The sequence below is a fragment of the Paenibacillus sp. FSL W8-0426 genome, from assembly GCF_037969725.1.
Lineage (GTDB): Bacteria > Bacillota > Bacilli > Paenibacillales > Paenibacillaceae > Paenibacillus > Paenibacillus hubeiensis.
Map to the genome: position 1 here is coordinate 6,368,843 of NZ_CP150203.1, position 12,583 is coordinate 6,381,425.

Genomic DNA, 12,583 nt, shown 5'->3' on the forward strand with positions numbered 1-12,583 from the left:
GTCGTTTATATTTCTTCAATAATTTGCATTCCCCATCGTTCCAGCTTCAGCTCCTGACCGGGTTCAACCGGTTCATCCGCATGAAGCTCTCTCCCGCTGCCGTGCGGATATATGAACGAAACCGGATTGTCGGAGTAATTAAAGTAATAACGAATCGTTTTTCCCTGTCCGTTGACGCCCGATTTTACGATGAATGGGAATGCCAGCTCCTGATCGGCCCCCCACACGCCGGATTCCTTTAGAACCCGCTTAAGCACTTCGCGGATTACCGCTGAACTCGTGAAGCACCCGACATAGGTTGCTTTTCCGCTCCCATACGCGTTTTGCGTGATGGCGGCATATGTGCCCCAATGCGGATGATCATACCAAGCGAGCACTTCGGCCGTCGTCGGCGTTATCAGTTCCATCCAGGTGTGCACTTGGTTTTGCCCTTCACCGACTTGGAAAGGGTCGCCTTGAAGCGATACATGCTTTGGCTCCACGAACATGCTGTACTTGATGCCGCAAGCTTCGCTGATGATGCCCGGCTGGCGCGTGGAGCGAACCTTGATATGTTCGTTGGCAAACCCGCTTTTGAAAGAATACACGACATGGCCGCCGTCCTTCACGAAAGCATTAAGCCTTTCCAGCAGTTCGTCCGGAGCCGCGTACAGCGCGGGCACCACAATGACATCATAACCTTCTAAGCTCTTCACGGACGGGTCGATGAAATCGCAGCCCACGTTCATTTTGTATAACTCGTCGTACATCCAGCGCACCACGTCATTGTAGGTTTTATCGCTTTGGGCTTGAAAGCCGAACCACTTGATCGACGTGAGCGCTTCGTTGCTGGCAAGGATAGCTACGCGGTTCGTTTTTTTCAAATTGACCAATTGCGGGCTCCATCTTGCAAAATCGCGTCCAATCGTCTTCGCTTCCTCATACACCGGATTCGGTTCGAAGTCATGGCTGAGCAGTCCCTTCCAATACGTTTCGAATGAATTGTGCAGCGAATGCCAATGCCAGTAGGCGACCATGTTCGCTCCGGAAGCGAGATGGCTGAATGCTTGCAATCGCAGCTGCCCCGGATAAGGGACCCAGTTCAGAAACGCCTGGGCTTCGGTCTCCATGACAAGATAGTTTGCCTGTTTGGTTGACCGGGCGACGTCGCCGCCAAACGAGATTTCGATCCCGGTCAGGTCATCTTGGGAAGGATGATAGATATCCACGCTCGTGATGTCGAATGGCTGTGATGCAGCAAAATGGTTCACATCTCCCTGGATGCCGTAGGAATAACCTCTCCAGTCAAAGTCGAAGTTCTGCGTCACGAACTGGCCTTCCTGCTTGTATTCGTTCACGATGCCGACCTGCCATGCCAAAAAGTCCGTGACCAGCTGACGCTGGAATTTGGCAAACTCGGCACCCAAACTGCCATTGATCGTGCCTACCACGGAAGGGAAGTCCTCCCAGCTATTGATGCGGTTGCTCCAGTAATCGAGTCCAAACTCCTTGTTCAGCTCGTCCAGGGAAGCAAATTTGCCACGCATATATTTGACGAATTGCAGCTGCACATTATCCCCTGCCGTATTGTAATGCTTCGTTTCATTGTCGGTCTGATAGCCGATCACCGCCGGGTGTTTGCATACGCGCGAGATCAGTTTGCGAATAATGCGCTCGGCATAGAACAGGTAGGTCGGGTTCGTGATGTCCATAATCTGGCGCGCTCCGTATTTGCCGGGTCCTTTAGCCGTCGTGGCCAGCACGTCCGGATGTTCCTTGACCATCCATGTCGGTACGGCATACGTAGGCGTTCCGACAATGACCTGAATGCCGGCCGCATGCATGGCGTCCAACACCCGATCCACGGACGAGAAATCGAATACGCCGTTCTGGGGTTCGTGCGTGCTCCAGGTCGATTCCGCAATGCGAACGACGTTAATGCCCGCTTCCTTCATCATTCGTATGTCTTCGCTCAATCTTTCGTAAGGCATATATTCATCATAATAAGCAACGCCGTACATCAATCGGTTCATCATCAGCACTCTCCTTTGGGTCATCAAGGTATCGGTTTTTGCACTGGCTCATGCAGTGAATTCATCCACAGATAAATGGTAGCGTTTCCATTATTATCGGAGAAAGACTCCCTTTTCGGGAGACCTTAGTCCGCTTCCCCACTTCATGAGACTTCATTGCCGCCTCTAAACTGATTATAATGAAGTATAATACGGGTGCCGATGGCACAAGGCAAGTTGTTTTTACCCTTTTCCGGGGTAAACCTCTGATTCAGGGTCAAAAAGGCTCTGTCCGCATCTGCCGATAATCCTCCGGCGTGTTCATGTTGGCCAGCTGCCGTTCTGCTGCATGAACGCCGGCGTGTTCCAACTCGTCAGCATCCGCATAACGACAGCCGATTTCATCCAGCCAGCGGGTCACCCGCAAACGGTCTTCCTGCAGCCGCTGTTCCAATCCGGGAAGCACGCTTCGGTGATATACGCCTGCAAGTGGATGAATGCGCCCGTTCACTCGCGGCACAATGACGGGTGCTTGCATGTCCGATTCGGCAGCAATCCTTTTCAAACCTGCAAAAAGGTTGGTTTGGACCCGCGGCATGTCACAGGCGCAGACCATATTCCAATCGGTCCTCGAGGCCTGAAGTGCGGCGTGGAGACCGGCCAGCGGTCCCTTTCCCGGATAATGATCAGGGACGCACGGATAACCAAATCGTTCATAATCGCGAGCATGCTCCCCGGCCGAGATGAGAATCTGCGAGACCTCCGGGGCCAGCGCGGCTGCAGTCCGTTCAAGCACTGTGGCGTCATTCAGCACAAGCAGCGTTTTGTTCGTTCCCATGCGGCTGGACAACCCCCCGGCCAATATGATTCCCGTCCATGTTGTTGCATTCGTCATCGGTATCATCCCTTTATTCCAATCATGATAAACTTATTCTATACATTGAATCCCCTTTCAACAAATGATACATTTGAACAATATGACCCGGAAAGGATGGCCCTCTTTGGATAGAACCGTGCCTGAAAGAGGAAACGCCTCTTTAACCTCACTCAAACTGTATAACTTTTTCATTTACGGCGCCATCTCCATCTTTGCCGGCTTTCTGCAGCTGTACCTTCAGGAAATCGGCATGACGAAGCTCGAGATCGGCAGCCTGATGGCCATCGGCCCGTTTGTATCATTGTTTGCCAACCCGTTCTGGGGGTACTGGAGCGACAAGTCCCGCAATATCCGCGTTGTGCTGATGTTGATGATGGCGGGTACCTTCGTGTTGGCCCAAGCGGTTTTCTATGCACCGACGTATTCCTGGATCTATGCATCCATGATTGTTTTTTATTTTTTTCAAAGTCCCTTGTTCGCTCAAACCAACAGCCTCATCCTGGGATATATCGACGGAACCTCCCAGAAGTTCGGTACATTCCGGTTATGGGGTTCACTGGGCTGGGCGTTGACGGCGGCGGCAGCCGGTCCGCTGATCGATCGCCTGGGCATACGGAGCGTCTCCATCGTGTTTGCCGTCATGATCGTCATTGCGTTTGGTTTCTCGCTGCTGCTGCCGAGACAGCCCATCGCTTCGGACACGCCTGTCATCACGTTCCGGCGGTTCGGCAGGGTCATGTTCAACCCGTATTTCATGACGTTCATCGGCCTCGGCGTGCTGGTGTCGGTGCCCAATGCCATGAACAGTACCTTCATGTCCCTGTACATCACGGAAATGGGCGGAAGCAAACAGATGGTCGGTTATGCCATTTTCACGTCTTCCATCCTTGAGGCAGTCGTCTTCCTGCTGCTGGATCGTCTGCTCAAACGCAGAATGAGCATGCTGCTGGCTTATCTCGTTCTCATCTGCCTGCTGTTTGCTCTCCGTTGGCAGCTCATGGCCGGAGCAACCAGCCCGCTGGAAATCGTGTTCATTCAGCTGACGCATTCCGTGACGTTTGGCGGTTATTTCTACGTCGGCACCCAGCTCACGATGCTGTTCATCCCCAAACCGTACCGATCCTCCGGCCAGGCGGTATACACGATGGCTTGGGGCGGATTGTCCGGCGTTATCGCGGGCCTGTTCGGGGGCTGGCTCTTCCAAAATTTCGGTGCCGAGATCATGTACAATATCGGCGTATTCTTCTCGCTGATCGGCGCAGCGGGGTTTGCCGTCATGTGGCTGATGAACCGCCGAAACGGCTACCAGCCTGCGGTACTGACCGAACTGGGCAATATGGACGAAGAGGACCGTTAACCTGAGGAGGTAGGTATTAGAACCTCGTTACAACGACACGAAAAGCCGAAGCCTGATTTTTTTAATAGGTTCCGGTTCTTCGTATTTACAACAACCTGCTATCTCACATCATCAAAAATGCGTTTCCAAAGAAGAGCTAATTACATTACGCCAAATTGGTGAAGATGCAGAGACGGCTACTATTTACCATGGGAACACTACCGAGATAACAATGTGTACATTCCTATTAATGAGGATGAAACAGCTTATTCAAAAACCATTATCAATTATATAGGTTGAACTAGACATTTACACGATAACGGAGAGGGCAGAAAGAATCTGGAGAAGCGAAGCGGTCTAAAAGCTTTCTGAAAGAAAGCTGCATCGGAAGCATAGGCTTATCACCGGATTTTCCCTTTGAAAAAAGGGGATCAAAAAAATCTGGGGATAACAGTGATCGGAAGATGGTTCTGACCACGTAGTGACTCCGTGTAAAAATCATCGGTTCAACTTATATAGTAACTGTTGACGAAGTTTCAACTTCCATTAATTAACACAAAAGATTAAGCCCCATTTAGGGCCTTAGTCTATCCGTGGAGGTATCATGAAAAGAACTTTGCTATTGTTGCCGATCATTTCTTTGGTTTTACTTTCGTTGGGGTGTTCATCGTCTTCAGGAAGCTTTGCTTCAGATAAAATGATAAAATTACGGGAAGAAATTTATATTACCAGTAATGAAAACATTTCAGAAGATGAACTAGCTGAACAAATAGGGAAGATCGAAGTATCGTCTACCAATGAGAGTGATTTTGACGATAAGAACATGATCAGTTCTAACACATACAAAGTAGGCACAAAACTATTTAAAATCAAAAACGAAAAAAGTATAGATATGATTGCTGTAGAGGACTCAGCAGAAAAATTTCTGATCGCGTATAACAATAAGTATAAAATAAAAAATAGGTAAAGACCTGTGAAACAATATACCACCTTCACAGTTCATGTCCAATGACGATTCTATGCCAATCGAAGTTACAAACCTCTTTGGATTAATCAATATATGCACATAAAGGCGCCTGTACCAGAAAGTAACGGTACAGGCGCCTTTTATTTTTCAGGCTAATTGTTATGCTTTCGGGAGCTGGAACGAGCTTTTCAGCGAAACTACCCGGTTGAACACGGGACGGCCCGGTACCGAATATTTCGGATCGACGCTGAAATAGCCGTGACGGAAAAATTGGAATTTGTCATATGCTTTTGCTTCCTGCATTTCCTGCTCCACGAACCCGTGAACCACTTCAAGCGAATTCGGGTTCAATTGATCCAGGAACGTTTTTTCCGGCTGCCCTTCCAGTTCTGACGCTTCCTCTTCTTCGGCGGATTCGGCTGCGATCAGCGGCTCATACAAACGGAACTCGGCAGGGACGGCTTGCGTTGCTTCCACCCAATGGATCGTTCCCTTCACTTTACGGCCGGTGAACCCGCTGCCGCTCTTCGTTTCCGGATCGTACGTGCAATGAATCTCGGTCACGTTACCTTCCGCATCTTTGATCACGTCGTTGCACTTGATGAAGTAGGCATGCTTCAAGCGCACTTCGTTGCCAGGGAACAGACGGAAATATTTGTTTGGCGGATCTTCCATGAAGTCGTCCTGCTCGATGTAAATCTCGCGGGAGAACGGAATTTGGCGGCTGCCCATTTCCGGGTTCTCCACGTTGTTTTCCGCTTCAAGCCACTCGACTTGGCCTTCCGGATAGTTGGTGATGACCACTTTCAGCGGCTGCAGAACAGCCATCGTACGCGGAGCTTTCAGCTTCAGGTCTTCACGGACGAAATGCTCCAGCGTTTGCAGATCGATGACGCCTTGGCTTTTGGAGATGCCCGTCTCGAACACAAAATCGCGAATCGCTTCCGGCGTATATCCGCGGCGGCGCAATCCGGAGATCGTCGGCATGCGCGGATCGTCCCATCCGTCGACGTGGCCTTCGTCCACGAGCAGCTTCAGCTTGCGTTTGCTCGTCACCATTTGGGAAAGGTTCAGCCGACCGAATTCGTACTGATGCGGCTGGCTTTCCATCTCGCATTCGGCAATAACCCAGTCATAGAATGGGCGTTGATCCTCGAACTCCAGGGAGCAGAGAGAATGCGTTACGCCTTCGATGGCATCTTCAATCGGATGCGCGAACGCATACATCGGGTAGATGCACCATTGGTCGCCCGTATTATGGTGATGGGCATGAGAAATCCGGTAGATCACCGGATCACGCAAGTTGATGTTCGGCGATGCCATGTCGATTTTGGCGCGAAGCACCTTTTCGCCGTTCTGGAATTCGCCTGCCCGCATGCGCGTGAACAGATCCAAGTTCTCTTCCACGCTGCGATCGCGATAAGGGCTGTTTTTGCCCGGCTCGGTCAGCGTACCGCGCATTTCGCGGATCTCCTCGGCCGTTTGATCGTCGACGTATGCTTTCCCTTTTTGGATCAGCAATACGGCACGCTTGTACATCTCGTCGAAATAATCGGAAGCGTAACGTTTCTCGTTCCACTCGTATCCAAGCCATTTCACGTCCTCTTGGATGGAGTTTACGTATTCCACGTCTTCCTTGACCGGGTTCGTATCATCGAAACGCAGGTTCGTTTTGCCGCCGAATTCGGCACCCAGCGTAAAGTTGATCCAAATGGCCTTGGCATGGCCGATATGCAGATATCCGTTAGGCTCCGGCGGAAAGCGGGTAACCACTTCCTGGACTTTTCCGGACCGGAGGTCTTCGGCAATGATATTTTTGATAAAATTGGGAGGGGTAGTACGGTTCTCCATCGGTATCAACCTTTCGTGTGTATGGATTGAAGCATTCAGGAACGGCAACCATTCCCGCAGTATTTCCTTCATGGTACGAAGCCAAATTCCGTGCGTTTTCTTTTCTTTGGAAAAGTTTCGTACTGCTTTCATTTAAATATACCTTTAACGCGGAACGAGTTCAATAAATAACGGCACCAAATTGGGATTTTGCGCACTGGAAGATAGGCCTAAAACCATTTTGACTGGTTCCCGCGAATCATGTAGCATGATATTAGGAAAAACGCAGACCAACGCATGCCACTGAACATTCGGAGCGCGTTTTTCAGCCATTATGTCTCGCGAAATCAGAGGGGCATTTCACGGGGAATTTGACCTTTCTGACGCGCGAAAACATCATCATTCAGGGGAGGGATTCCCGTTCTGAACACACTAAAACTGACCAAAGAACAGCAGGATGAAGCCATACGGTCCATACAGACCTATTTCGCGGACGAACGCGGGGAAGAGCTTGGCGACCTGGCGGCTTGGGGCGTGCTGGACTTATTCATGACCCAGTTGGCACCCTACATATATAATCAGGCATTAAGCGACGCCCGCACGACCGTCAATCAGCGCATCGCTTCCATCGAAGAGGACTTGTTCGCCCTGGAGCGCAAACCGCCGCGTTCCCGCTGATCACCCATTTTACGAAGAAAGAAGGTTGCACTCATGTTTACCTATGCATTGGATGAATATACGGAGCTTCGCCCCCTGGCCCTGGAGCATGCCAAAACGTTATTCGAGCTGACGGACCGCTCCCGTGACCAACTGAGACATTGGCTCCCTTGGGTTGACCAGGTTACGGAGCTCGATCACACGACCCATTTCATAAGCAATGCGTTAAAACAGGGCGCAGAGAACGGCGGATTCACCGCCGGCGTCTGGCAAAAAGGAGAGCTGGCCGGCGTCATCGGATTTCATGAAATCAACTGGACCCATCGTTCCGTCAGCATCGGCTACTGGCTTGGCAAAGGCTTCGAGGGCCAGGGCCTGATGACAAGCGCCTGCCGCGTCCTCGTGGATTACGCGCTCGTAACGCTCGATCTGAACCGCGTCGAAATCCGCTGCGCCACCAACAACAAACGCAGCCGGGCCATCCCTGAGCGGCTTGGATTCGTGCTTGAAGGCGTGATTCGCCAAGCGGAGAAGCTGCCGATCAAAGGTTACGTCAACCATGCCGTATACGGCATGCTGCAGCATGAATGGGAGCTTTTGCGTTAAAGGACTACATAATTTCGGCTTCATCGGCCCTGCATGCGATATATCATCGCCGCTTTTACAAGCACGGGCTTTGAGTGCCCCTCGCCTCTTGGGAATGCCCATTCCAGGCGAGGGGCTTCTTTAACGTTTGAGATCACGTTTTTACTGTAAAACAAGGTCGTTTCCAGCCGGTCGAGCTGCCCATCCATCTTAGCGCGTAATCGCCCTTGTTGACGGTGCTCGCCCGCAGAGCCGTGCTGGGCAGGGAACAAAGCCATGGACGCAAACGGACCATAAACACGCCATTTCACCAGAAATAGTGTGTCTGTGGTCCATTTGCTTCTGCGAGAACGCATTTCCGGTCAAATAAAGCACTCAGGTTCACTCATTTCTAGACCTTCTCCTCTGAAGCATAGCCTTTGCGCTTACGTTCCCAATCGTTATTCGAACGCAGCGTTACAGCGCCCGCATCATACCGCCATCCACCACCAGCGATGCCCCGGTAATGTAGGTGTTTGCCCCGGACACCAGAAACAGCACAGCCTTTGCAAACTCCTCGGGTTCGCCGTAACGGCCTAGCGGAATTTCGGTCAGGAACTGCTCCGACACTTCCTCCTGCGTGATGCCGGACTGTTCCGCACGCGCGGCATCCAATTCGCGAATGCGGTCCGTCCCGATCCGGCCTGGAGCAATCGTATTGATCAAAATGCCGTAAGGCCCAAGCTCCTGGGATAACGTCTTGGCCATGCCGAACACCCCGGTACGGAACGTATTGGACAAAATAAGGCCGGAAATCGGCTGTTTGATCGATGATGACGCGATATTCGCGATATGTCCGCCATGCTGCTTCATCAAAGGCAGCGCTCCCCGGATAAGACGTACGTAGCTGAGCACGTTCAGTTCAAACGCGCGCTCCCATTCTTCATCCGTCAACGACTCGAAAGTGCCGGAGGGCGGCCCGCCCGAATTGTTGACCAAAATGTCGATTCTGCCGCCGGACCAATCCCCGGTTTTACTCATAAGGGCATCGATATCTTGTTTGCGGGTAACATCGGTCACGCAGTACTCGACTCGCCCGCCACCGCCCAGCCCCAGCAGTTCCTGCTGCACGGCCTTCAGCTTATCCTCATTCCGGCTGGCAAGCATAACGTCGGCGCCTTCAGCAGCCAACTGCTTCGCCACCGCCTTGCCCAGTCCCTGACTGGATGCAAGCACAAGCGCCTTTTTTCCTCGCAGTCCCATATCCATCGTTCATGCCTCCTAAGTGTGGTATATCGTTACATTCAAAGCGTCAATCGCTGAGGAGAGTTCGACGATGCATCCTACCCTTCCACAAAATAGCCCATCAAAATATCGTCCACATATTGGCCGTGAATATAAAATTCCGCCACCAAGCGGCCTTCCGTTTTGAATCCGCACCGTTCATAGAAAGCTACCGCCCCCGCGTTGCTCGACAACACCCGCAAGCGCAATTTTCGGATTCCTTGCTCCGACGCATGCCGTTTCATGGCATCCATTAATGACGTTGCAATGCCATTTCGGCGGTATTCGGGATGCACGGCAATATGAATTTCATAGACATGGCTGTTGCTGTGCATTCCCGTGGCAGGCCGAAACCCTACCAGCCCGCATACCCGATCCCCCATGGTTGCCACCAACTGGCTGCCTGGGGGGCAGTGCTGCAAATACTGCTGGCGGGAGCGCCATTGCATCGGCGCAGGTGAGGTCTGGTCCGTCCATACGAGCGCATCCAGTTCCATCAGCTGGTCCGCATCTTTCATTTCGGATAGACGTATATGGTATGTGTCCTGTGTGAGCATGTTTTTTCAACCTTTCCTGCATTCATTCTTCCCTTGTCCATGTATTGTAGCATAGCTCAGACCTGCAGCTAAAATCCCTTCCTTAACTCTTAACCTTGACGTAACGTAATCGTTTATACTTAGGCTCAACGGAGATCACAGCAGGAGGTAAGGGCGATGAACATTAAGGAAGCTGCCGACCGGCTTGGCATTTCGGCCAGGGCCATTCGTTTCTATGAGGAAAAAGGACTCCTTCGGCCTGCCAAACAACCGGAGAACGGTTACCGCATCTATACGGAGAACGATATTTGGCGTTTACAAACCATATCCGCCCTACGCGAGATCGGCATGTCCATTCAAGACATCGCCCAGGCACTGGCCGAAATTGATCGCGGCAACCCGCAGAAGCTTGAGGAATACCTGGAGCTGCAGCAAGCCGTTATGTATGCCCAGTGGGTCGAATTGAAACGCATGCTGGATACGACCCAGCGCATGATCGATATCAACCGCTCGGACGGGCCTCTGAACGTCAGCCATCTCCATGATCTGGCTCAAAGTGCGCGCCGCCTGAGGGAAGCGCGGCAGAACTGGCACGACCGCTGGAATTACGACAAACAAGCCGCCATTCATGACCAGCGTGTCCGTAGCGCAGGCAGAAGAACCACGGAGGAGCAGCTCCCATCGAATACAGAGCATCAAACATCTGCTTCGGCTGCCTCGGAAGCGGAGGACGGATCTGCTTGCGGATGCATTCCGGAAGAGGTAAACGGAAGCATCGGGCACGCCGATGCCGGGAAAGATTCCTCCTTTTCTCTCTATGACAACTATAACGAGGCGCTGGAACAAACGGCTAACTGGATCAGCCCGGCTCAGGGCGAAAGGGGCCTGGATATCGGCACAGGCACGGGCAATCTGGCCGGAAAGCTGCTGGAACGCGGTGCCATCATAACTGGCATCGACCAGTCCCGGGAAATGCTGCGCGCCTGCCGCACCAAATATCCGGAGATGCAGGTGAGACTGGGCAATTTTCTGGCGCTGCCCTTTGCCGATCGGTCGTTTGATTTTCTCGTCTCCAGCTTTGCCTTCCATCACCTGAGTCCGGATCAGCAGCAGCTGGCGCTTCAAGAAATGCAGCGTGTCCTCACCGCACGGGGACGCATCGGCCTGACCGATCTCATGTATGTCGACGCGGCATACCGGGATCGATATATCCGTGCGGCGGAAGCAGCAGGCGATGAAGCGATGCTCCGCGCCGTAAGGGAGCGCCATTTCCCTTTGCTGGACGAGCTGTGCCGCTGGCTGGAACAGCACGGCTACGTTACGAAGGCGTTTCGGCATAATGACCTGCTGCACACCTTGCTCGCCGTACCTTTGCGATAAAAAAAGGATTGATTCTCCTTATGCCCATAGGAGGATCAATCCTTTTACCACTCGTCTTTTGGCTATCCAATCGTCACTTTATAGTATTGCAGCACATTATCTGTATAAAAGCCGGCACATCGGTATAACCCCGCCGCAGCTGCATTGAATTCATCCACACAAATAGATACCTCATGGATCGAATCTTTGAAAAACAGGTCATTGAGCGCGGCATAAAGCAATTTTTTTCCGATTCCCTTCCCCCGGTACTGTTCATCTACGGCTATATACTCAATGTTGCCTTCCTGAAAATCCGGCTCAGCTTCAGTATAACAATACCCTGCAAAATCCCCTTCGACGATGGCAACATATAATCTGTTGTCTTCTTTATTGGCAAGCTGCAGCACATTTTCCGCATTATAATACGTATTCGGAAACGTTCTGGCATGCAAACGAATAAAGTCTTCATGCCACTCAGGAGAAATCTTCTGAACAGCGTGATCCAAGCTCCAGGAGCCTTCAGGCTTTTTCAATTTCATGATCAGGTGCCCGCTCATTCTTTGGGCCTGTAGATATTCCATAAACTCGTGACCTCGAACATTCTCCTTATTGTAGAATCCATGGTATTCCCTAACCACATTCCCAACTTTAGCGATGCCACGGTTCCACAAATCAACAGCAACGGTTATGTAATCTTGATCAGTACCGTCAATATAGGGCCCCCACATCTCCGCATTCCCGGTTTCTTCATCGATGTTCAGCCCCAGCACTCCGATGATGCGATCACTTTCCAAAACCTGCGTGAAATAACGCTCCCACCTTCCTTCCCCATTAAATTCCTCATGAAGGGTTTTAAGGATTTCGTCTTCCTGATCACCTACGTAACCGATATGGTGTCTCTTTTGCACATTCAGTTTGGCAATGAATTTGGAGATCCGCGCTAATTGGTCCAACCCCAACCTTCCATTCATGCCATCCACCTCCCTGCCCCAAGAACACTTACCAACGGGACATAAGTATTGGGAAAATCGATACCAAGTCCAGATTCTCGATGATACAAAATCATACATTTAAATACATAATTTCACAACACATCTTCTCTTTCAAATGAATTCAGTTCTTATGTCTTTCAATCTACAAAACTACGAAAAAATGCCTTAGTCCCACAGATTGTGGAACCAA

General features: G+C 51.3%; 11 protein-coding genes. 5 read left to right on the top strand and 6 right to left on the bottom strand.

Annotated features, from left to right (window positions below):
* Positions 1-5: 5 nt before the first annotated feature.
* Both MKY59_RS28860 and MKY59_RS28865 read right to left on the bottom strand, forming a co-directional pair.
* Entirely contained in the window at positions 6-2,012 is a 2,007-nt protein-coding gene (locus tag MKY59_RS28860) for a beta-galactosidase (protein WP_339278496.1), read from the bottom strand.
* 256 nt (positions 2,013-2,268) lie between these two features.
* Positions 2,269-2,886, bottom strand: coding sequence for a molybdenum cofactor guanylyltransferase (locus MKY59_RS28865; protein ID WP_339275002.1), 618 nt, complete (start codon positions 2,884-2,886; stop codon positions 2,269-2,271).
* 106 nt (positions 2,887-2,992) lie between these two features.
* Here MKY59_RS28865 and MKY59_RS28870 point away from each other — a divergent pair, with 106 nt between their 5' ends.
* Together MKY59_RS28870 and MKY59_RS28875 are read left to right on the top strand one after the other, a co-directional pair.
* Entirely contained in the window at positions 2,993-4,225 is a 1,233-nt protein-coding gene (locus tag MKY59_RS28870; protein ID WP_236413097.1) for an MFS transporter, read from the top strand.
* A 583-nt stretch (positions 4,226-4,808) separates the two neighbouring features.
* A complete protein-coding gene (locus tag MKY59_RS28875) occupies positions 4,809-5,171 on the top strand; it encodes a hypothetical protein (protein WP_339275004.1) in 363 nt (120 codons plus the stop codon).
* Positions 5,172-5,330: 159 nt separating this feature from the next.
* Here the strand turns inward: MKY59_RS28875 and MKY59_RS28880 are convergent, their stop codons facing one another.
* Positions 5,331-7,022: a glutamine--tRNA ligase/YqeY domain fusion protein gene (locus tag MKY59_RS28880; protein WP_339275006.1), complete on the bottom strand. Its 1,692-nt coding sequence runs from the start codon at positions 7,020-7,022 to the stop codon at positions 5,331-5,333.
* A gap of 417 nt (positions 7,023-7,439) precedes the next feature.
* Between MKY59_RS28880 and MKY59_RS28885 the strand changes: the two genes are divergently transcribed.
* Together MKY59_RS28885 and MKY59_RS28890 are read left to right on the top strand one after the other, a co-directional pair.
* The gene (locus MKY59_RS28885) at positions 7,440-7,679 is read left to right on the top strand and encodes a DUF2164 domain-containing protein (protein WP_290371423.1); all 240 of its coding nucleotides are present in this window, start codon (positions 7,440-7,442) and stop codon (positions 7,677-7,679) included.
* Between the two features lie 33 nt (positions 7,680-7,712).
* A complete protein-coding gene (locus MKY59_RS28890; protein WP_236413100.1) occupies positions 7,713-8,264 on the top strand; it encodes a GNAT family protein in 552 nt (183 codons plus the stop codon).
* 435 nt (positions 8,265-8,699) lie between these two features.
* Here the strand turns inward: MKY59_RS28890 and MKY59_RS28895 are convergent, their stop codons facing one another.
* The gene (locus MKY59_RS28895; RefSeq protein ID WP_339275007.1) at positions 8,700-9,491 is read right to left on the bottom strand and encodes an SDR family oxidoreductase; all 792 of its coding nucleotides are present in this window, start codon (positions 9,489-9,491) and stop codon (positions 8,700-8,702) included.
* A gap of 74 nt (positions 9,492-9,565) precedes the next feature.
* Complete coding sequence (locus MKY59_RS28900) at positions 9,566-10,063, bottom strand: GNAT family N-acetyltransferase (RefSeq protein ID WP_339275009.1); 498 nt, start codon at positions 10,061-10,063, stop codon at positions 9,566-9,568.
* Between the two features lie 156 nt (positions 10,064-10,219).
* Here MKY59_RS28900 and MKY59_RS28905 point away from each other — a divergent pair, with 156 nt between their 5' ends.
* Positions 10,220-11,422 carry a MerR family transcriptional regulator gene (locus MKY59_RS28905; protein ID WP_339275010.1) on the top strand — a complete coding sequence of 401 codons (1,203 nt, stop codon included), beginning with the start codon at positions 10,220-10,222 and terminating at the stop codon, positions 11,420-11,422.
* Positions 11,423-11,484: 62 nt separating this feature from the next.
* Here MKY59_RS28905 and MKY59_RS28910 read toward each other — a convergent pair whose 3' ends face one another.
* Entirely contained in the window at positions 11,485-12,471 is a 987-nt protein-coding gene (locus MKY59_RS28910; protein ID WP_339275011.1) for a GNAT family N-acetyltransferase, read from the bottom strand.
* Positions 12,472-12,583 lie beyond the last annotated feature (112 nt).

Bases quoted from the DNA above. Each gene is read 5' to 3' on its own strand.
- MKY59_RS28865 (WP_339275002.1), bottom strand. From the start codon at position 2,886: ATGACGAATGCAACAACATGGACGGGAATCATATTGGCCGGGGGGTTG.
- MKY59_RS28895 (WP_339275007.1), bottom strand. From the start codon at position 9,491: ATGGATATGGGACTGCGAGGAAAAAAGGCGCTTGTGCTTGCATCCAGT.
- MKY59_RS28910 (WP_339275011.1), bottom strand. From the start codon at position 12,471: ATGTATGATTTTGTATCATCGAGAATCTGGACTTGGTATCGATTTTCC.
- MKY59_RS28890 (WP_236413100.1), top strand. From the start codon at position 7,713: ATGTTTACCTATGCATTGGATGAATATACGGAGCTTCGCCCCCTGGCC.
- MKY59_RS28860 (WP_339278496.1), bottom strand. From the start codon at position 2,012: ATGAACCGATTGATGTACGGCGTTGCTTATTATGATGAATATATGCCT.
- MKY59_RS28880 (WP_339275006.1), bottom strand. From the start codon at position 7,022: ATGGAGAACCGTACTACCCCTCCCAATTTTATCAAAAATATCATTGCC.
- MKY59_RS28905 (WP_339275010.1), top strand. From the start codon at position 10,220: ATGAACATTAAGGAAGCTGCCGACCGGCTTGGCATTTCGGCCAGGGCC.
- MKY59_RS28875 (WP_339275004.1), top strand. From the start codon at position 4,809: ATGAAAAGAACTTTGCTATTGTTGCCGATCATTTCTTTGGTTTTACTT.
- MKY59_RS28900 (WP_339275009.1), bottom strand. From the start codon at position 10,063: ATGCTCACACAGGACACATACCATATACGTCTATCCGAAATGAAAGAT.